The 20,463-nt window shown below is 51.4% G+C and carries 21 protein-coding genes; 12 read left to right on the top strand and 9 right to left on the bottom strand.

Annotation, left to right across the window (positions count from 1 at the left end; all coding sequences use genetic code 11):
- Nucleotides 1-65: 65 nt before the first annotated feature.
- The 6 genes from rlmKL (at nt 66) to rmf (ending at nt 8,017) form a co-directional block, all read left to right on the top strand.
- Complete coding sequence (gene rlmKL / locus JK231_RS05925) at nt 66-2,183, top strand: bifunctional 23S rRNA (guanine(2069)-N(7))-methyltransferase RlmK/23S rRNA (guanine(2445)-N(2))-methyltransferase RlmL (RefSeq protein WP_211728176.1); 2,118 nt, start codon at nt 66-68, stop codon at nt 2,181-2,183.
- Between the two features lie 5 nt (nt 2,184-2,188).
- Nucleotides 2,189-4,102 carry an ABC transporter ATP-binding protein gene (locus JK231_RS05930; RefSeq protein ID WP_034820460.1) on the top strand — a complete coding sequence of 638 codons (1,914 nt, stop codon included), beginning with the start codon at nt 2,189-2,191 and terminating at the stop codon, nt 4,100-4,102.
- A gap of 16 nt (nt 4,103-4,118) precedes the next feature.
- On the top strand, nt 4,119-5,402 hold the full coding sequence (gene pqiA, locus JK231_RS05935; RefSeq protein ID WP_034820456.1) for a membrane integrity-associated transporter subunit PqiA: 1,284 nt from the start codon (nt 4,119-4,121) through the stop codon (nt 5,400-5,402).
- The gene (gene pqiB, locus JK231_RS05940; protein ID WP_211728177.1) at nt 5,374-7,017 is read left to right on the top strand and encodes an intermembrane transport protein PqiB; all 1,644 of its coding nucleotides are present in this window, start codon (nt 5,374-5,376) and stop codon (nt 7,015-7,017) included. The genes pqiA and pqiB overlap by 29 nt, the downstream gene beginning before the upstream one ends.
- The gene (gene pqiC, locus JK231_RS05945) at nt 7,014-7,580 is read left to right on the top strand and encodes a membrane integrity-associated transporter subunit PqiC (protein ID WP_034820450.1); all 567 of its coding nucleotides are present in this window, start codon (nt 7,014-7,016) and stop codon (nt 7,578-7,580) included. The genes pqiB and pqiC overlap by 4 nt, the downstream gene beginning before the upstream one ends.
- Before the next feature lie 269 nt (nt 7,581-7,849).
- A complete protein-coding gene (gene rmf / locus JK231_RS05950) occupies nt 7,850-8,017 on the top strand; it encodes a ribosome modulation factor (RefSeq protein WP_007887362.1) in 168 nt (55 codons plus the stop codon).
- Nucleotides 8,018-8,083: 66 nt separating this feature from the next.
- Here rmf and fabA read toward each other — a convergent pair whose 3' ends face one another.
- Together fabA and JK231_RS05960 are read right to left on the bottom strand one after the other, a co-directional pair.
- On the bottom strand, nt 8,084-8,602 hold the full coding sequence (fabA, locus tag JK231_RS05955) for a bifunctional 3-hydroxydecanoyl-ACP dehydratase/trans-2-decenoyl-ACP isomerase (RefSeq protein ID WP_034820448.1): 519 nt from the start codon (nt 8,600-8,602) through the stop codon (nt 8,084-8,086).
- Nucleotides 8,603-8,669: 67 nt separating this feature from the next.
- Nucleotides 8,670-10,532: a Lon protease family protein gene (locus tag JK231_RS05960; RefSeq protein ID WP_211728178.1), complete on the bottom strand. Its 1,863-nt coding sequence runs from the start codon at nt 10,530-10,532 to the stop codon at nt 8,670-8,672.
- Between the two features lie 53 nt (nt 10,533-10,585).
- Here JK231_RS05960 and matP point away from each other — a divergent pair, with 53 nt between their 5' ends.
- Nucleotides 10,586-11,053 (top strand): macrodomain Ter protein MatP, encoded by a 468-nt coding sequence (matP, locus tag JK231_RS05965; protein ID WP_141399037.1) that lies wholly within the window; start codon nt 10,586-10,588, stop codon nt 11,051-11,053.
- 91 nt (nt 11,054-11,144) lie between these two features.
- On the opposite strand, the gene ompA is transcribed toward matP, so the two are convergent.
- Both ompA and sulA read right to left on the bottom strand, forming a co-directional pair.
- Entirely contained in the window at nt 11,145-12,218 is a 1,074-nt protein-coding gene (gene ompA, locus JK231_RS05970) for a porin OmpA (protein ID WP_160832450.1), read from the bottom strand.
- Nucleotides 12,219-12,567: 349 nt separating this feature from the next.
- Nucleotides 12,568-13,059 carry an SOS-induced cell division inhibitor SulA gene (sulA, locus tag JK231_RS05975; RefSeq protein ID WP_097119300.1) on the bottom strand — a complete coding sequence of 164 codons (492 nt, stop codon included), beginning with the start codon at nt 13,057-13,059 and terminating at the stop codon, nt 12,568-12,570.
- 221 nt (nt 13,060-13,280) lie between these two features.
- Here sulA and JK231_RS05980 point away from each other — a divergent pair, with 221 nt between their 5' ends.
- The gene (locus tag JK231_RS05980; RefSeq protein WP_097119299.1) at nt 13,281-13,904 is read left to right on the top strand and encodes a TfoX/Sxy family DNA transformation protein; all 624 of its coding nucleotides are present in this window, start codon (nt 13,281-13,283) and stop codon (nt 13,902-13,904) included.
- A 1-nt stretch (nt 13,905) separates the two neighbouring features.
- On the opposite strand, the gene yccS is transcribed toward JK231_RS05980, so the two are convergent.
- From yccS to JK231_RS06005, 5 genes are all read right to left on the bottom strand, one after another.
- Nucleotides 13,906-16,044 carry a YccS family putative transporter gene (gene yccS, locus JK231_RS05985; protein WP_160832541.1) on the bottom strand — a complete coding sequence of 713 codons (2,139 nt, stop codon included), beginning with the start codon at nt 16,042-16,044 and terminating at the stop codon, nt 13,906-13,908.
- 12 nt (nt 16,045-16,056) lie between these two features.
- Nucleotides 16,057-16,500: a YccF domain-containing protein gene (locus JK231_RS05990; RefSeq protein ID WP_034820431.1), complete on the bottom strand. Its 444-nt coding sequence runs from the start codon at nt 16,498-16,500 to the stop codon at nt 16,057-16,059.
- 134 nt (nt 16,501-16,634) lie between these two features.
- A complete protein-coding gene (locus JK231_RS05995; RefSeq protein WP_211728179.1) occupies nt 16,635-17,684 on the bottom strand; it encodes a site-specific integrase in 1,050 nt (349 codons plus the stop codon).
- Between the two features lie 19 nt (nt 17,685-17,703).
- Complete coding sequence (locus JK231_RS06000; protein WP_211728180.1) at nt 17,704-18,045, bottom strand: DUF2511 domain-containing protein; 342 nt, start codon at nt 18,043-18,045, stop codon at nt 17,704-17,706.
- Between the two features lie 8 nt (nt 18,046-18,053).
- Nucleotides 18,054-18,899 (bottom strand): phage repressor protein CI, encoded by an 846-nt coding sequence (locus JK231_RS06005; RefSeq protein ID WP_211728181.1) that lies wholly within the window; start codon nt 18,897-18,899, stop codon nt 18,054-18,056.
- Nucleotides 18,900-19,014: 115 nt separating this feature from the next.
- Between JK231_RS06005 and JK231_RS06010 the strand changes: the two genes are divergently transcribed.
- The 4 genes from JK231_RS06010 to JK231_RS06025 are packed head-to-tail and all read left to right on the top strand — an operon-like array spanning nt 19,015 to nt 20,424.
- Complete coding sequence (locus JK231_RS06010) at nt 19,015-19,392, top strand: Cro/Cl family transcriptional regulator (RefSeq protein ID WP_211728182.1); 378 nt, start codon at nt 19,015-19,017, stop codon at nt 19,390-19,392.
- 33 nt (nt 19,393-19,425) lie between these two features.
- Nucleotides 19,426-19,935: a phage regulatory CII family protein gene (locus tag JK231_RS06015; protein WP_211728183.1), complete on the top strand. Its 510-nt coding sequence runs from the start codon at nt 19,426-19,428 to the stop codon at nt 19,933-19,935.
- A 10-nt stretch (nt 19,936-19,945) separates the two neighbouring features.
- Nucleotides 19,946-20,122: a phage filamentation protein Fil family protein gene (locus tag JK231_RS06020; protein WP_211728207.1), complete on the top strand. Its 177-nt coding sequence runs from the start codon at nt 19,946-19,948 to the stop codon at nt 20,120-20,122.
- Nucleotides 20,086-20,424 carry a DUF5347 family protein gene (locus tag JK231_RS06025; protein WP_211728184.1) on the top strand — a complete coding sequence of 113 codons (339 nt, stop codon included), beginning with the start codon at nt 20,086-20,088 and terminating at the stop codon, nt 20,422-20,424. The genes JK231_RS06020 and JK231_RS06025 overlap by 37 nt, the downstream gene beginning before the upstream one ends.
- Nucleotides 20,425-20,463: the final 39 nt, after the last annotated feature.

Raw genomic sequence — 20,463 nt, forward strand, 5'->3', positions numbered from 1 at the left:
TTATGACATAGGACGCTGATTCGCTATAATGCGCAACAATTTTAGCAAGAGTAAAAAGTGACGATATGAATTCTCTGTTTGCCAGTACGGCGCGTGGGCTCGAAGAGCTGTTAAAAACTGAGCTGGACGCGCTGGGTGCGCAGGATTTGCAGGTGGTGCAGGGCGGCGTCCACTTCCGTGCCGATGACCGTGTGATGTACCAAAGCCTGCTGTGGAGCCGACTGGCTTCGCGTATTTTGCTGCCGCTGGGAGAATTTGGCGTCTGGAGCGATCTCGACCTGTATGTGGGCGCGCAGAGCATTCCCTGGACCGAGATGTTCGACAGCAGCACCAGCTTTGCGATTCACTTTAGCGGCACCAATGAGGTGATCCGTAACAGCCAGTTCGGCGCGTTGCGTATTAAAGATGCGATCGTTGACAGCTTTACGCGTCAGAATCTGGAGCGTCCGAGCGTGGACCGTGAACAGCCTGGCATTCGCATTAATGCGTGGCTGAATAAAGATCGTGTCAGCATCGCACTGGATCTGAGTGGCGATGCGCTGCATCAGCGTGGCTATCGTCAGCAAACCGGCCAGGCACCGCTGAAAGAGACGCTGGCGGCCGCGATTGTGATGCGTTCTGGTTGGCAGAGCACCACGCCATTGATCGATCCGATGTGCGGTTCTGGTACTTTACTGCTGGAAGCGGCGCTGATCGCTACCGATCGCGCGCCGGGCTTGCTGCGTACTCATTGGGGTTTCAACCGCTGGAAAAACCATAATCAGGCGGTCTGGCAGGAAGTACTGGCTGAGGCGAAAGAGCGTGCCCGTGTGGGGACGGCGGCCACGACCGCGCGCTTCTTCGGTTACGACAATGACAGCCGCGTGCTGGAATCCGCGCGAGCCAATGCGCGTCGTGCTGGCGTGTTCGAGCTGTTCACTTTTGCCCAGCAGGATGTGATTAAGCTGAAGAACCCGCTGGCGGGCCAGGAGATCACCGGCACCGTGCTGAGCAACCCGCCTTACGGTGAACGTCTGGAAAGCGAACCCGCGTTGATTGCGTTGCACAGCCTGCTGGGACGCATTATGAAACAGCAGTTCGGCGGCTGGAATCTGTCTCTGTTTAGTGCGTCGCCGGAATTGCTGAGCTGCCTGCAACTGCGCGCCGACCGCCAGTTCAAAGCCAAAAATGGCCCACTGGAATGTGTGCAGAAAAACTATCAGCTGGCCGCAACCAGCGGTGAAGGTAGCGCGCAAATTGCCGAAGACTTTGCCAACCGTCTGCGTAAGAACATCAAGAAGCTGGAAAAGTGGGCGAAGCAGTCCAACATTGAATGCTATCGCTTGTACGATGCCGACTTGCCGGAATACAACGTCGCGGTAGACCGCTACGGCGACTGGGTGGTGATTCAGGAATATGCACCACCGAAAACCGTGGATGCCAATAAAGCACGTCAGCGTCTGTTTGATGTGATCAGCGCGACGCTGAGCGTGCTGGAGATTCCGGCCAATCGACTGGTGATGAAAACCCGTGAGCGTCAGAAGGGTAAAAATCAGTATCAGAAGCTGGGAGAAAAGGGCGACTTCTTCGAAGTACAGGAGTTTGACGCGCGTCTGCTGGTGAATCTGACCGATTATCTTGACACCGGTTTGTTCCTGGATCACCGTCTGGCCCGCCAAATGCTGGGCAAAATGAGCGCGGGTAAAGACTTCCTTAACCTGTTTGCCTACACCGGCACCGCCAGCGTGCACGCCGGGTTAGGCGGTGCGAAAACCACCACCACCGTGGATATGTCTCGCACTTATCTGGAGTGGGCCGAGCGCAACCTGCGTCTTAACGGTCTGACCGGACGTCAGCATCGACTGATGCACGCCGATTGTCTGAGCTGGCTGCGTGAAAGTGACGAACAATTTGATTTGATCTTCATCGATCCGCCGACTTTCTCGAATTCCAAACGAATGGAAGACGATTTTGACGTGCAGCGTGACCACATGATGCTGATGCAGAATCTGAAACGTCTGCTGCGTCGCGGTGGCACCATTATGTTCTCGAATAACAAGCGCGGTTTCAAAATGGACCTGGACGGTTTAGCCGCTCTGGGCTTACAGGCGCAGGAAATTACCCAAAAAACGTTGTCGCAAGATTTCGCACGCAACCGTCAAATTCACAACTGCTGGCTGGTTAGCCACGCCGGTAAGGAATAAGTTTTATGTCACTGATCAGTATCCATGGCGCTTACCTCTCATTCAGCGATGCGCCGCTGTTGGATAACACCGAACTGCACATCGAAGAGGGCGAACGCGTCTGTCTGGTGGGCCGTAACGGTGCCGGTAAATCCACATTAATGAAAATCATCAATGGCGAACAACCGCTGGATGATGGCCGCATTATTTACGAACAAGATTTAGTGGTGGCGCGCCTGCAACAGGACCCACCTCGGAACATTACCGGTTCAGTCTACGATTTTGTGGCGGAGGGCGTTGCGGAGCAGGCTGAGCATCTGAAAGCTTATCACGCGATTTCTCATCTGGTGATGGAAGATCCGAGCGAGAAAAACCTCAACGAAATGGGTCGTCTGCAAACCATTCTGGATCATCAGAATTTGTGGCAGCTCGATAGCCGTATCAATGACGTATTGCAGCAGATTGGTCTGGAAGCTGACACTGAGCTTTCCTCACTCTCCGGTGGCTGGCTGCGTAAAGCCGCGCTGGGCCGTGCGCTGGTGAGCAATCCACGCGTGCTGATGCTTGATGAACCGACTAACCACCTCGATATTGAAACTATCAACTGGCTGGAAACCTTCCTCAAGACCTTTACCGGCAGCATCGTGTTTATCTCGCACGACCGTTCGTTTATCCGCAATATGGCGACGCGTATTGTCGATCTCGACCGCGGTAAACTGGTTTCCTGGCCGGGCGATTACGATCAATTCCTGCTGGGTAAAGAAGAAGCACTGCGCGTCGAAGAGATGCAGAACGCGGAGTTTGACCGCAAGCTGGCGCAGGAAGAAGTCTGGATTCGCCAGGGCATCAAAGCGCGCCGTACCCGTAATGAAGGCCGCGTGCGCGCATTAAAAGCGCTGCGTCGTGAACGTTCAGAACGCCGTGATGTGATGGGCAAAGCCAACATGCAGGTCGGCGAAGCCGCTCGCTCAGGTAAGATTGTATTTGAGATGGAAAACGTCAATTACAGCGTGGATGGCAAAACGCTGGTGCGCGATTTCTCCACTCAGGTGCAGCGCGGCGATAAGATCGCCCTGATTGGCCCGAACGGCTGTGGTAAAACCACCTTACTGCGTCTGATGCTGGATGAGTTAAAAGCGGACAGTGGTCGCGTGCACTGCGGGACTAAGCTGGAGATCGCGTACTTCGATCAGCACCGTGCTGAACTGGATCCGGATCGTACCGTGATGGATAACCTCGCGGAAGGTAAACAGGAAGTGATGGTCAACGGTAAGCCGCGCCATGTGCTGGGCTATCTGCAGGACTTCCTGTTCCATCCGAAGCGTGCGATGACGCCAGTGCGTGCGTTATCCGGTGGTGAGCGTAACCGCCTGCTGTTAGCGCGTTTGTTCCTGAAACCTAGCAACCTGTTGATTCTCGATGAACCGACCAACGACCTTGACGTGGAAACGCTGGAGCTGCTGGAAGAGCTGGTGGATGGTTATCAGGGCACCGTGATGCTGGTGAGCCACGATCGTCAATTCGTCGATAACACCGTGACCGAATGCTGGATCTTTGAAGGCAACGGTGAGATTGGTGCCTTTGTCGGCGGCTATCACGATGCGCAGTTGCAGCGTAGCGCCTATAAGCAAACCAAGTCCGCTACGGTGAAAACCGCATCCGCTGCGCCCAAAGCGGCAGAGAAAAATCAGGAGCCAAAACGTAGCGCGAACAAACTCAGCTATAACCTGACGCGTGAACTGGAACAGCTGCCGCAAAAACTGGAGCAACTGGAAACACGTATCGGCGAACTGCAGGCGAAAATGAGCCATCCGGACTTTTTCAGCCAGCCGCACGACAAAACTCAACCGGTTCTGGATGCGTTAGCGCAGACGGAAAAAGAGCTGGAAGTGGCGTTTGAGCGCTGGGAAGAGTTGGAAGCGCTGAAAAACGGCGCGTAACACAGAGGAAGTCAGTATGTGTGCAACGGATCAGGCGCACCAGTGGATGCTCTGTCCACAGTGTGATTTAACCGTAAAATTGCCTGCCGTGCCGGTGGGCAGTCGCGCGCGCTGCCCACGTTGTCATACCACGCTGACCGCTAACTGGCATGAGCCGCGAAAACGTCCTACCGGGTACGCTTTCGCGGCACTGTTTATGCTGGTGCTGGCGAATCTATTTCCCTTTATCAATATGCATGTGGCCGGGCTGAGCAGCCAAATCTCGCTGCTCGAAATTCCCGCGGTGATGGATCGTGAAGATTACCGCAGCCTGGCGACACTGTTTCTGCTGTTTGTACAGGGGATTCCCGCATTCTGCATGATCACCATTCTGCTGTTGGTGAATCGCGTGCGTATGCCGCACAGTCTGCGCCTTGGGCTGGCGCGTATTTTATTCCAGCTGCGCAGTTGGGGCATGGCCGAGATCTTTATGGCAGGCGTGCTGGTGAGCTTTGTGAAGCTGATGGCCTACGGCGAAATTGGCCTTGGAAGCAGTTTCTGGCCGTGGTGTCTATTCTGTGTATTACAGCTGCGCGCATTTCAGTGTGTGGATCGGCGATGGGTGTGGCAGAGCATGGGTCCACTCCCGGCATTGCCGATGGTGCCGCAAGCCGGAATCAGTGGGTTGAAGCAGGGATTGCGCAGTTGCCCTTGCTGTACCGCTATCTTATCTGTCGGGCAGGCTGAGTGTCCTCGCTGTGGCGTGGTCGCTGCACCGCGACGTAAGCACAGCTTGCAATGGACGCTGGCACTTTTGATCACCTCGGTGATGCTCTACATTCCCTCAAACATCATGCCGATTATGGTCACCGAAACGCTTGGCTCGCAGTATCCCTCGAACATTATGGCCGGGGTGATTCTGCTGTGGAGCGATGGTTCCTGGCCAGTGGCGCTGGTGATCTTTATCGCCAGTATCATGGTGCCTTCACTCAAGATGCTGGCGATTGCCTGGCTTTGCTGGCACGCCAGTGGTCGCGGTCGACGTGATGATGAGAAGATGCACGTGGTGTATGAGGTGGTGGAGTTTGTTGGCCGTTGGTCAATGATTGATGTGTTTGTCATCGCTGTGTTATCCGCGTTGGTGCGGATGGGGCAGCTAATGAGTGTTTACCCTGCGCCAGGCGCGCTATTGTTTGCCATGGTAGTGATTCTTACCATGTTTGCAGCGATGACGTTTGATCCGCGCCTGATTTGGGATCGATTACGGGAAACTGAACGAAAGGAGCCGCGTCTTGACGGACAACCATCACGGGACTGCTAAGGTCGACCAGATTAAACGCTGGTCACCGGTCTGGATCGTACCCATCGTCACGCTATTCATTGGTGGCTGGATCTTATTTTATCATTTCAGCCATCAGGGTCCGGAGGTGACGTTGATCACCGAAAGCGCTGAGGGTATAGAAGCCGGAAAAACCACCATTAAGAGCCGCAGTGTCAATGTTGGCGTAGTGGAAAGTGCAGTATTAACTGACGATCTGCACCATGTTGAGATCAAAGCACGCCTCAATTCTGGGATGGAAAAACTGTTGCATGGCGACAGCGTATTCTGGGTGGTGAAACCGCAAATCGGGCGCGAAGGGATTACCGGTCTCGGCACATTACTCTCGGGTGCCTATATTGAATTGCAGCCAGGTACGAAGGGCGATCAACCGGAGCGCTATCAACTGCTGGATGCGCCACCTCTGGCACCGCCGGATGCCAAAGGCATTCGCATCACACTCGACAGTAAAAAAGCCGGACAGCTTAATGCGGGCGATCCGGTGCTGTTCCGTGGCTATCGCGTGGGTACGGTGGAATCCAGCACCTTTGATACCGATAAACGCATGATGACCTATCAACTGTTCATCGCCGCTCCGTACGATCGTCTGATCACGACCAATGTCCGTTTCTGGAAAGACAGCGGTATCGCCGTCGATATGTCTGCCTCGGGCATGCGGGTGGAAATGGGTTCACTGACGACGCTGTTTAGCGGTGGCGTTAGTTTTGATGTGCCAGATGGCGCGGAGCTGGGGCAGATCGCCGAAAATAAAGCGGAATACCATCTGTTTGACGATCAGCGCAGCATCCAGGATTCGTTATATACCACCCACACCGATTTCCTGCTGTTCTTTACCGATTCGATTCGTGGCTTGCAGGTAGGCGCACCGGTTGAGTTCCGCGGCATTCGTCTGGGTACCGTCTCGCAAGTGCCTTACACCATTCCAGGTGTCAATCAGGCGTTGAATAACGATTATCGTGTTCCGATATTGATTCGTATCGAACCGGATCGCTTTATCAGCCGTCTGGGCGGAGATTTCAATCTTGAGCAGCATCTGCAGGATGGCAAGAAGCGGGGTCTGCGCGCTACGCTGAAAACCGGTAACCTCTTATCGGGTGCGCTGTATATCGATCTGGACTTCTATGACAACGCACCGGCGTATAAAGGTCCAAATGAGATTGCGGGCCTGGAGGTGATTCCAACGGTCAGTGGTGGATTAAGTCAGATTCAGCAGAAGCTCACAGCAGCGCTGGATAAGATCAACGGTCTGCCATTGAACCCGATGATCACCGAAGCGACAGGCACCCTGAAAGAGAGCCAGCGTACGATGCAGCAATTGCAGAAAACCCTGGATAACCTCAATCACATCACTGCCAGCCCGGCGATGAAAACGCTGCCAGAAGATATGCAGCAGACGCTGCGCGAGTTGAATCGCAGCATGAAAGGCTTGCAGCCGGGTTCACCGGCTTATAACAAACTGGTGGGAGACATGCAGCGACTTGACCAGGTGCTGCGCGAATTGCAGCCGGTGCTGAAAACGCTCAATACCAAGAGCAATGCATTGGTGTTTGAAGCCAAACCGGGCCAGGATCCCCAGCCAAAGAGGGCGAAACAGTGAAAAAAGGGCTGATTATTGGTGCGATGCTGCTCCTGGCAGGTTGTAGCAGCACCATCGAAAACACCTATTATCAACTGCCTGCGGGCAGCAATGTCGCGCGTGTAGACAGCGCATCCAGCGGCAACCAGCCAATGATTTGGGTCGAGCAGGTATCGGTTCCGGATTATATGGCAGGGAATGGTTTGGTGTATCAAACCAGCGATGTAAAGTATGTGATTGCTGCCAATAACTTGTGGGCCAGTCCGCTGGATCAACAACTACAACAGACATTGATCAGCAACCTCAGCAAAGCACTGCCGGGCCGAATTGTTGCCAGTGCTCCGTTAGGTGAGAGCCACGATACTTTGACGGTAAATGTGACCGGTTTCCAGGGTCGCTATGATGGCCAGGTTGTGGTGAGCGGAGAATGGCTCCTGCAACATCAAGGGCGCTTAATCAAACATGGCTTTAATCTGACTCTGCCGCAAAATGAAGATGGCTATGATGCGCTGGTGCGTACTCTGGCTATCGGCTGGCAGCAAACAGCACAACAAATCGCAAAAAGTGTCATTTCGCTAAATTAAGATTTGTTCGATGCTTATGCTAAGTCCCTGATTTGCCGTTGTGTGACGGACATCAAATCAGGGGCTTTTTTTATCGTCTAATCAGCCAGATATACACGGAATTGACAATTATAGATGTCGTTTAAACGTCAAAATGATGACATTGGCGTGAATTTTGCGCATTGATCTTTCTTCTGCCAGGAGTTAGAACATTACTGTGGTTGAACATTATATCGCCACTCTTTCTTTCCACCCAGAATCCACCAGACCTGAAATGAGGGAATCGAGGCATGAAGAGACAGAAAAGAGACCGCCTGGAACGTGCACACTCACGAGGCTATCAAGCGGGTATTACTGGCCGCTCAAAAGAGATATGCCCCTATCAAATGATCGATGCGCGGTCTTACTGGTTGGGAGGTTGGCGTCAAGCCATGGAGGACAGGTCGGCGGTGGCCTAGCACTGTCGGATGTCCATAATTGAAGGAAGAAACCTCCGCTGAATGCGGAGGTTTTCGTTTGGGGAATTAGAAAGCAGAGGTGTCTTTAAACAGACCCACTTTCAAATCTGTCGCGGTGTAAATCAGGTTACCGTCAACGAAGACTTCACCATCAGCCACGCCCATCACCAGCTTGCGGTTGATCACGCGCTTGAAGTGAATTTTATAAGTGACTTTCTTCGCGGTTGGCAGTACCTGACCGGTGAATTTCACTTCGCCCACACCCAGTGCGCGGCCTTTACCTTCAGCGCCTAACCAGCCGAGGTAGAAGCCAACCAACTGCCACATGGCGTCAAGACCGAGGCAGCCTGGCATGACCGGATCGCCTTTAAAGTGGCAATCGAAGAACCACAGGTCAGGGCGGATATCCAGTTCGGCTTCCACAAAACCTTTGTCAAATTTACCGCCGTCTTCGGTCATCATGACCACGCGGTCCATCATCAACATGTTATCAGAGGGAAGCGGCGGTCCATTTTCGCCAAACAGTTCGCCGCGACCTGAGGCAACCAGGTCTTCTTTGCTATAGGATTCGCGTTTATCTACCATGTTCTCAATATGCCTTCTTTTAGTGAAGCCCGAATATTAGCGAACAGTTGTACGCTGGGCAAATCAATCAGCTGTGGTTAAACCAGTTGAGCCAGCGCAATGGCCACGGACGATGACGAATTTCCTGCTGGTTCAGCTGTGCAATACGTTCCTGAATGGTATTGAGCAGTGACTCGCCGCTCTCACTTTGCCATGCGATGCCGGTTAATAAGGGTAACGCTTCATCCACGCTTTCAATTGCCCAGATGTGGAATTGCTCTTGCTTCACCGCATCAACCACAGCTTCGCTGAGGCTCAAATGGCGCACATTACTGGCTGGCAGAATAACGCCTTGTTTACCGGTCAGCTCGCGTGACTGGCAAATGCTGAAGAAGCCTTCGATTTTTTCATTCAGGCCGCCAACAGGCTGCACATTACCAAATTGGTCCACGGAACCGGTCACCGCAATATGCTGGCTTAGTGGCTGATTGGCCAGTGCACTAATCAGCGCGCAGAGTTCGGCCAGTGAGGCGCTATCACCATCCACTTCGGAATAGGATTGTTCAAACACTAACGAGGCTGAGAAGGGCAGCTGTTGCTCGAGTTCAAGTTCAGCGATCAGATAAGCTTGCATAATCATCATGCCTTTCGCATGAATATTACCGCCCAGCTCGGCTTTACGCTCAACGTCAGTGAATTCGCCATCCCCCGGATGAACAACACAGGTGATACGTGACGGCTCGCCCCACGGACGCGGATGACCAGGAAACTCCACTACAGACAGACCGTTAATCTGTCCCACCACTTCACCTTCAGTTTCAATCATAATCTGATTGAGCAGAATTTCGTCACGCATGCGGTCGGCCAGGTAGCTTTCACGCCATTCGCGCGCTTCCAGTGCTTCTTTCAATGCTTCAGCATTCATGACGTCACCGTGCAGCGCGGTTTCCTGCAGCTGACGGCGTAACCAGCGCGGGCAGAGCGGCAGGGTTTCTTGATCGCCCGTGAAGCGAACCGCCTCATTGATCAAGAGCGGCCAGAAATCGGCTGCAGGCTGGTCCAGACCAGCTTGTTCAGCTTGTGTGAGCGTCCACTGGCACCAGAAGGTCATGTCCTCTTCATCAGTGATCTGCAGGTTCTCTTCGAACTCGCTGTAGAGTGCCATTTCATGCACTTCTGCATCCAATTCCTGGAAGCTGGCTAGCGCATCACGATCGCCACAAAGTACCAGGCGCAGTTGCAGCGGCAGGGAAGGGATGGCCACTGGCAACGGTTGGCGTTCGTCCTGCGAATACCAGTCAAAGCGGCCTTGCTCGATGCACTTACGCAGACGCAGCCATAGCAGTGGTTGAGCCAGTAGCGTATTCACGGACAGGATTAAAGTGCCGCCATTGGCTTGATGAATCAATCCCGGCTCGGGCTGAATACGATCTTTGTACTGACGCACACAACCAAACAGCTGTTCTGCTTCAATCCAGTCGGCAAAGTGAACACCGCCCTGACTGGTGAATGGCCGCTTAGCATCGCTGGGCGGCATCAGGCTGACCGTGTCGCCCATGACATGATAGTCACCGCCATACAGCGCAATCTCTTCGGGCTGGAAGCGCTGTGCGGCTTCGGCGATGCACGCGAGATAATCGCTGTTTTCCTGACTGCGTAATAGCAACAGAGGAAAACCTAAGGTTTGATGATGCAAATGCGCCAGCGCATTCAGCAGACGCGGCTGAACCGCGGCAAGACTATCGCTATCTTCCAGTGAGACGTTTGAGAAAATGGATTGGTAGCGGATGCTATCCGGCTGCAGGGCTTGCCACGTAATTTGAGTGCTGGTCAAAATATTCGCATTAGTCAGATTTAGGAAAAGCGAGATTATACAGGAATCAACCTTGTTAAGCACTGCGGAGTTCCAGCCCAAAATGTGATGACCGCTACATGTTTTTCCTTGCTGCATCCGGGAAAAAAGCTGTTATTCTTAGTTTGTTACGTGATCACGATGAGATTCCGATGAAATACCAGCAACTCGAAAATCTTGAAAGTGGATGGAAGTGGAAATACCTGGTGAAAAAGCATCGGGAGGGTGAATTGATCACCCGTCATCTTGAGCTCAGCGCCGCGCAGGCTGCGGTGGATGCCTTACTGGCGATGGAAAATAGTCCAGTAGAGGTAGCGGAATGGATAGCTCAGCACATTCATCCCGATCTCGAGAATCGGCTGAAGCAGACTATTCGTGCGCGCCGTAAGCGGCATTTTAATGCGGAACATCAGCATACGCGTAAGAAGTCGATCGATCTGGAATATCTGGTGTGGCAGCGTTTGGCAGGATTGGCACAGCGTCGCAGCAACACGCTATCAGAAACCATTGTGCAGTTGATTGAAGATGCCGAGCGCAAAGAGAAGTATGCCAGCCAGATGTCAACGCTTAAGCAGGATCTGCAGGCGATTCTGGGTAAAGGCGGATCAGAGAACGAATAGCGCTGATGTGTGCACTATGATGGTGTTGTTAGCCAGTTGAAAAGAGATAAAAAAAACCCCGCAAGAGCGGGGTTTTTTATTGCGTGATAACTTAAGCCTGTGGCTGAGTTACAACGTCTTTGATACCTTTCACGTCGATTTCAACGCGACGGTCTGGCGCCAGGCAGTCGATCAGGGCATTACGGCCTTTCACGCTGTCACAGGTGTTGCCAGTCACTGGGTTAGATTTGCCCATACCGCGTGCAGAGATCTTGTTAGAAGGGATACCTTTAGAGACCAGGTAATCAACTACAGACTGAGCACGCTTCTCAGACAGTTTCTGGTTGTACTGCTCTGAACCGATACGGTCAGTGAAGCCCAGAACAACAACAGAACCGTCTTTAGGATCCATTGAGCTCAGCTGGCTGTACAGCTGATCCAGAGCCTGCTGGCCTTCTGGTTTCAGAGTCGCTTTGTTGAAGTTGAACAGCACGTCAGACTTCAGAGTGAAACGCTTGGTTTCTACAACTGGCGCTGGAGCTGGTGCTGGAGCAACAACTGGTGCTGCTTCTTCATCCTGACCGAAACGGTAAGACACGCCGACGCTCAGCATGCTGTTGTCTGGACGCGCACCAACGGTACCTGCGTCACCGATGTTGTTAACCCACTGATAGTCCAGGCGAGTCGCCCAGTTTTTGGTCAGTGCGTATTCAACACCAACTGCAGCCAGCGGAGAAACGCCGGTGTCGTGGTTGCTGATGCGATTACCATCACGCAGATCAACTTGTTTAGAGTCTGCACGCCATACCATGCCGCCCAGACGGGTGTACACGTCCAGATCGTCAGTGATTGGGTAGCTCAGTTTAGCTGCCAGCTGAACGCCTTGTGCTTTGAATGCGCCGTTAACTTGGTCGCCTTTGTTAGGCATGCGGCCTAACCAGTCGTAGCCCAGCTCGAAGCCCAGGTATGGGTTAGCCTGGTAGCCCAGGAATGCACCAGCACCAAGCTGAGATTCGTGAGTTGGACCGTCGTTGTTCGCGTAACCGTTACCGTAGTAACCAGTATCGTGATACTGAGACCAGCCCAGTTTAGCACCGGTGTACCAGGTGTTATCTTTAGGAGCGGCCTGCGCTACGGTAGCGAAGCCAGCCAGTGCCACTGCAATTGCGATAGCTGTCTTTTTCATTTTTGCGCCTCGTTATCATCCAAATAGGCAATGAGCAAAAAGGTTGCTCTTTGTGTTAATCCTTCGCCGGGTCTAAACGCTCGCTTTTGACTCTACCGAAAAAACGGAGGTTATTGAGCACCCTGGCGAGATAAAGTCTACAACGAGATTGGAAAGTTACAAGTATGATGTGAGGCCAGCCAGCAAAAAAACAGGGATTTATACACACATTTTAACAAATCACATGGCAAAATCTTCGCCAGCGAATTGAGAAAATGCTGCTAAACCATTGTCAAAGCTGGCGGGAAAAGAATCAGTGGCTTAGCAGCATCCTTAAGAAAAAAAAGCGTGAGAAAATTCCTGGTTTTACTTAATGAAACAAATCCGACGGAATTTTTGGCGTATTTGGTTGTCTGGACAAGACGCGATCGTGACCTTGCGGACGCATAATTAAACCTAGTGCTTCACCTTCTGCCGCTGCCATTTCGAGTTCAAACCGCTCTTCATCATTCAATTCGTACGGTATCCAGGCCAAAACCACACTATAATTTCCCGTGCGCAGAGCCTTCACCATACTTTCCACTGTCGTGAGTCGTTCAGATTCGGTGATATGCATACTTTTCTCAAGCGGTAATCCTGACTGCTGCATCCAGTTGCGATTCAGCTTATGCGCAGGTGTTAACCACAGCTGCCAGCGGGACTGTTCGCTGAGTTGCTTTAACACCGGCAACAGCAGTAACTGCATCATGCCAGGTTGTTCGCTGTAACGTAGTTCAGTAATTCCACCCAGAGAAGGCTGCGTCAGGCTTGTAGAAGCAAAACGTTGAGAACGATCAGCAAGGCCAGAGAATTGAGTACGCATGTTTTAATCACTCAGTAATGAACTGTATGGATGTACAGTAATGTCTTCCTGGATAAAGATCAACCTCAATTTCTGAAAACACCTCGCAAATTGTGCACATCGCACACAGCAAATGCTTTTATTCATTGAACAGCTAATGGGTTTTTTCTATCTTCTAACCAGATGAAAACCCAGGATTTTAAGGAATTTTCTCGAATGAGAATTCACGGAAAGGAGCTGTAATGAAAACCAACAATCCACTCGTTAAACAATCCAAAACACAGCTGGCACCGCTGGGAAAGATCGAATCCCGAACGCAATTTGGTGGCTATGCTCTGACAGTAGAAAAGGTCATTTTTGCGTATATCAATGAAGACGCGCTTTACCTGCGTGCCAGTGAGGCATTGCAGACTTACCACACCCAACGTGCTCTTGAACCGCTGGTTTATCGCAAACGCGGCATCCCAGTGCAACTGAATTACTTCAAGGTGGATGCGAAGCTTTGGCAGGATACTGAGCAACTCTTGCGGTTGTCGGCCAGTGCACTGCACGCAGCACAGCATGAGTTAGCAAACCGGACAGTGACCCTACGGTTGAAGGATCTGCCTAACCTTAGCCTGCGCATGGAGATGATGCTGCATAAAGTTGGCATCAGTTCGGTGAAAGTGCTGCATGAAATGGGATCGCGCCAGAGCTGGCTCAAATTGCGTGCCGTTAACAAACATATCGGGCTGAAAACGTTAATGGCATTGGAAGGGGCGATTTCCGGACATCACCAGGCTGCATTGCCTGCGGCGATCAGAGAAGAACTGCATGCGTGGTATGTCAAAACGCTCCACCAAAAAAACATGGTGGAGCCGAGTTAACTTAATGACTGGATAGTGTGCGGCGCAGGCGGGCAATTTCCGGCAGCAGGGCAATCAGTAATCCTAGCTGCTGCATCACCAGCGGCGCCTGCACGTCCGAACTGTTTTTAACTTCACTTAATTGTTGCATTACCTGCTGCTGCATGGCTAATGCCTGCTGGTCGTCAACGCGTTCAATCTGCAGCACATCCTCAACAAAACAGACTGCATCATCTAAAACTTTGAGCAGTGCAGGGTCAGAGAGGCGTTCGCGATGAGCGCCCAGCGCCGAGATGTAGCTCAGGAAGGAGTGATTCAGGCACAGCAACCGAAACGCGTTTTCACGCAACGGTTGCTGAAGCTTGAGTTCGCTGCTCATATTCGAGACCACAGATGCTAATTCAGCATCGGCATTGTGAGCATCGCGGCGTGCCACGCGATAGGGCAGACGATTATCTTTGCCCTGATGATATTGCTCCAGAATGGCATCGAGATAGCGACAATTGGCATTCAGCGTGCGATCCGCAACGGCGCTAATCTTGCGGAATTGCCAGTCGGGCCAGACAAATGCCACGGCCAGCCAGGCCAGACCGCACCCTAGCAACGTATCAACAATACGCGGCAGCGCCACCTCAAAGCCTTCGCCCAGCAGGTTAAAGCAGAGCAGTACCAGTAAGGTGATAAACAGTGTGGCTTGCGCATACTGAATCTGGCGAAAGGCAAAAAACAGTACGCCGCTTAGCACGATTAAAATCAGCTGCCCTTCGATGGAGGGCACCAACCACAGCACTGGCAAGCCGATGGCGATACCGGCCAGCGTCCCGCCAATACGTAAGGCGAGTCGGCGGCGCGTGGCGTTGTAATTAGGCTGGCAGACAAACAGACTGGTGAGCAAAATCCAGTAGCCGCGATGAAGACCGGTAATTTGAATAAAAGCGTATCCGACACAAAGCACCAAAGACATACGCACAGCATGACGGAACAGCGCCGATCCGGGGCTCAGATGACGGCTCAGCCGTAGCCGAATGTCCGCCCATCCACTCAGCCCTTCACGAGAAAGATGGTTATCTGCGGAGGAAGTCGGTTCGGCCAGCGCTTGTTCAGACTCAATCGAGGCTAGTTGCGCATCAATCGCACGCAAATTGCGTAGCAGCCAAAACAGCGCGCGATTGTGAGGGTCCTGCGGGTCATTCTGCTGCAATCTCTCCAAAGCCGTTTCCAGCCGGGAAAAAGTGCGTTCAAAGCTGCTGTCATGATGCCACGGCTGTCTTAACAAGATGCTCTCAGCCAGCTTGCGACAGGCCTGAGCTTGCATATTCAACAGGCGCTGGAAGCGGAACAGCACTTCGTTATAGCGCCAGTTATCGCGCAGCAGGTGATATTGCAGATGGGATGAGCTGGCGCGTTCATGAATATCCTGCGCAACGAAATAGTAGTGCAAACTCCGACGTGTGCTGCGCGATCCACGGTCGCCGCGCAAGCGACTCTGAATGGTGGTTTTCGTCTGATTAAGTTGCGCCACCAACTGGCTGTTCACCATCGCCGTGGCAATGGTACTGGCATCATCCTGTTGACCGGCATCCGGATCGAACAGATTCGCCTTGGCCTCCAGATAACTTGCCAGCTGAGAAAAACTGGCTGCCAGTTGCTCCTGCACCGGTCGCACCGGGAAGATCAAATGCCCGATAAATGTCAGCAGGTTGTACCACAGAGCACCAATCAGCAGCAGGGCGGGTTGCATCCACCACTCAGGGAACAGGCCAATCCCCAACATGGTATAAACCGCAATCAGCAGCGCACCAAACGCGATGGTGGCATAACGCTGTCCCAGAGCGCCAAGCAGAATGAAGCCCCAGCTGGAGAGCGCTAAACCGATGGCAAATGCCCATGGGTAGGGAAATAACAATTCAACCGATACCGAAGCGATGCAAAAGCAGACCAGCGTAATCATCAGATTGCGCAAGCGCCCGGTCCATCGGTCATCCAGGTCGGCCAGCGCAGCCGCCACCACGCCGAGCGTTAAAGGTATTGTCCATTCTATCTGCTGCAACCACCACGGAACGGCGGCGCAGCCTGCCAGCGCGAAGAAGATGCGCAGTAAATAACGCAGACTGCTATTAAACAGATAACGTCGCCATCCCGGCATCGCGTTAAGAAGCATCAATCGTCCGCCTTAGTAACGACGGCGCGCATTCGCTTCACGCGCGGCCTGAGCCTCTTCCACCGAAACCACACGGCGACCCACTGGCCAGAGTGCAATAGCGGCAATTTTAAAGTTAGCGATACCGACGGGGATACCGATGATGGTCAGGCATTGGATGATGCCGGCAGAAATATGCATCAGACACAGCCACCAGCCGAAAAACACCAGCCAGAAAATGTTGAGGAAGGTTCCGCCAGCATTCAGCACATGGCTTTTACTGTCAGGTCGCAGCACATCGACATGCACCGCTTCATTACCAAAGGGCAGAAGTGAAAGTTTAGTGATTTCCCAGCAGGATCGCGTTAAAGGCAGGGTAAAGATAAGCACGATGCTGACAAGCGTGGCAAACAGCCAGCTTAGCGTGGTGAACACGCCACCCAAAACGAAGTTAAGAATATTCAATACGGTGCGCATAACACGATTTTCCTTTTGCAATCCGCAATATGTGTCGCCCAGTTTAGCCTGTTTTAAAAAACATCATTTAACAACAGCTACTTGGCAGTAAAAACAGTTAGTTAAGTTAATTTTAAGCGCAGGGAAATGCAGTGTTATGAATCCTCTGCTGCCACGTTGCTGCCACTGTAACCCGCAATTGGGTTGAGTTGTGCAGCCTCTTCAAGATGATCAGGGGCAAAGTGTGCATACCTCATAGTTTCACGAATATTTGCATGTCCAAGTATCCGCTGCAGTACCAAAATGTTGCCGCCGTTCATCATAAAATGACTCGCGAATGTATGCCGAAGCACATGAGTGTTTTGACCATCAGCTAACTGGATATTGGCAATGTTCAGCATTTCACTGAAAGCCTTATAGCAAGGCTGAAACATTTTATCTTTGAGTGGCGAAAGTTCATCATAAAGCCAGAGTGGGATAGGTACAGTTCGGTTTCTCCCACCTTTAGTTTTAATGAATGTGATCTTATAGGGTGACAACTGAGAACGGGTTAGGTTCTCGGCTTCGCGCCATCTGGCACCTGTAGCAAGGCAAATTTTGACGATTCGTGTGAGGTGGATGTTGCCAAATGAATCGCAGGCATCAAGCAACGTTTTGATTTGTCCATCTGTGAGCCAGGACATCTCTTTTTCTTTTTCTTTGAAAGGCCGAATTCCGTCAAGTGGGTTAGGCAGCTTCCACTCTCCGAGTCGGCGCAACTCGTTAAAAACAGCTTCGAGGTAGTACTGTTCACGGTTCACCGTTATGGGCTGCGCTATCCACTTCTGCGGGTTCGCATGATAACCATTATCAATTTTCCCACTCAACCGCTGATCTCGATAATGCGCCCAATCTTTAGTTGTTATCCTCGAAGCAATCGGATCACCCATCCCCCTGCAAACAATTTTCAACTTTGCCAGGCGAAGTTTGCTTGCTGTTAGTGACTGTCCGTGAAGGTTGTGCCAAAGCTGGATTAACTCGCTAAGCTTACGGCGATCCTCTTTTTCACCGAGCCAAGGTTTATCCTCGGTTTTCTTTCTTTCATAGTCTTCATAAGCCTCGGCCTCACCTTTAGTGTTGAACTGCTTACGGATGCGCTTTCCGTCCCTGCCGTTGGGGAATATCTGCGCTAGCCATTTGCCATTCTTTTGCTTAGTAACAGTCATAGATAAACCGAGAAGTTAATTAGCGATCACAAAGTGCGAAGCCTTCATCAAGAATGGGGCCAATGTTTACTCGCTGACCATTGCCTTGATTGGACTTCCTCCACACCTCATCAATATCACTGCCTTCCAATTTCCCAGACCTGACGGCATTTTTGGCTGTGCCGTTGACGGGATAGCGTTCATCTGTTGCCGTGTTATATACAAAAACATACAGGCGGTTAACACATGAAACTTTCGCAGAGGTAAACGTCAAAGGCCAGGCATCTCCATATGAGGAGCCGTCTAGCTCTTTACTCTTTTCTGCGGCAGAAGCCAAAGTGGAAAAACTCAAAATTAATACTGCCAATGAGAAGCGTTTCATAAAAAGCCTTACAGGTTTTTTTCTAAGGTGAAAATTACTGCAGCGAATGGTTTTACATCAGCAATTGCACACTCAAAACTGGCAGCGCTGTTGGAAAGCCTTAGTTTTCCGCCGGGTAGGCGAACTACATCAAAAACGTCTAACGACTCATCAATATCAATAACCCAACGACCATTACTAATATTGTTTGCGCCGGTGTTAGCAATCCATGAATGCGAAATACCTTCGATGAATATCAACGAATCTGGGGCGGTAGTACTGAGTGATGAGTCAAGAGTCCAATTGCCGGATTGAATTAGTTTGCCCGATTCAAGCCTGTGCTTTGAAATGCTCATAGCTTCTTCGTGTTTGTCGCTTGCGACTGACTCGAACATTTCGCCTTTGCCGGTAGATAACCAGCGCAAGGACACGCCAGTATCTAGCGCGCATGCGACAACTACGTCACCGGGAAAGTAGTCGCGACGAATCCAGGTGCTTATTGTCCCTGAAGAAATATCTAATAGATCTCCCAGTTCCTTCTGCATTGAAAACCCGTAGGCATCTAAGATTCGACGTAGGACTGGTTTTCCACCGCTAGTCATAATCTCGTCATAGAGCCGCTTACCCTTCAACGATGGTGTATCTCGCAAATTCGAATTTGCAGGTTTCCCCGTCATCAGCCAATTCAAATCTGCGCCGGTTTCGAGGGAGCACTGAATAATAGCTTTCCCGGGGAAGCTATTGCGTTGCACCCACGTACTCACGCTGTTTGATGGGACGCCAAGAACCTCTGCCAGTGCTCGCTGAGTAGTTACCCCATATGACGAGCTGATTCGTTCGATCAACTCCTGAGTATTCAAATTTTCATCATTCATGATTGGCTCGCACTCAAAATCGATTTACATGATCGAAAATTCGATCTAAAGTGACGCTCATCGACCAAAATGCACGTCACTGCACCATAATTTACACAACAGGAGATAATGCGATATGAAAGATGCAAAAGCAACTTCAACGCATGAGATTGAAAACTCACAAAAACAAGTTGGCGCGTTCACTGACTCACAAATTAATGCAATCGTATCTGCCTTGCTGCCAAGCCTTCAGAAGATGATCGGCTCTGCAATGGCTGACGCTATGAGCGTTCCTGATTTCGCCGCGATGCGTGGTGTTAGTGAGCGTCTTGTTTGGCAATGGCTAGATGAAGGCGTACTTCTTAAGGCGCCCACCAAAGATTTTGCCAACAAGGAAAAAGCAGAAAAACGCAGCAAAACCCTAATCAATGTCAAAGCATGGCGAGACAAGCTCACACAACAGGCTGTCGATTGTCGTTACATCGATCCCCGCAGTTCGCAATCTTATAACTGAGTTTGATTATTTAAGCTGAGCAAGGGAATAGCCATGTTTGATTTTAAGACTTCCACCCAATCACATTTTGATGAAGCCTGCCGCAAGTTTGCTGCCACTCATAACCTGAGCGAGCTGGCGAAGCGTGCATATATGAGAGTGCAAACGCTGCGCAACAAGCTGAATCCTGATCAGGTGCATAAGCTGACCGTTGATGAAGTGCTGTTACTTACCGACCTGACAGAAGACGCCACATTGGTTGATGGCATGCTGGCACAGTTGCAATGCCTGCCATGTGTACCGGTCAATGAAATGGCAAAAGAAAAGTATTCGACTTACGTAATGAAAGCCACCGCTGAAGTGGGTGTGCTGGCGGCAAGTGCGTTTGGTGCTGACAAGGTTACAGCTAGTTGCCGTCGCGGGATCGTCGAGGCAGCAAACACCGGTATCCGCTGCATGATGCTGGCAGCGTTGGCAGTGCAGACGCGGATTCATTCCAACCCTACTTTAGCCTCGACCGTGGATGCAATTAGCGGATTGGGTGCTTCTATCGGCATGAGTTGAGTGCGCTGTGATGATCTCATTAGCAGCACGCCTGAAGAAACAAAGCCCGTCAATGTCCTACGGCAACGGCTGGATTATGGGCGAGAACGGCAAGCCATGGCATCCGGTGTTGTGCAGCCAGGGCAAAGAAGCAAAGCAGAGAGGTAAATCATGGCTATCGAAGGTAATGCAATGCTGGGCGAGCTGACAGCAGGCCAGCGCGTTTCGGCTTTAAATCACCTCGCTGTAATCCGCTCTCAGTTTGGCGGCAATAGTGAAAAAGAGTTATCACGTTTTTTTAACGATATGCGCGACGTTCGAGACAGCAATTATCAGGAAAACAAACGGACTTTAAGCGCGATTCTTTTTTTAGCGAACATCGGTAACACCAGACACGATGTTGATTTTAGTGAACTGACTACTGATGAAAAAACGGCGCTTATTCGTGCGATGAATCAATTGAAAGCAGTCGTGAGTTTATTTCCAAAAAGATTGGCCCTGTCCAATTAATTAACCCCAAACAAATAAAAGGCGTTAACCCGCCGGGCA

This window comes from Pantoea sp. JGM49 (assembly GCF_018257655.1).
Classification (GTDB): Bacteria; Pseudomonadota; Gammaproteobacteria; order Enterobacterales; family Enterobacteriaceae; genus Pantoea; species Pantoea communis.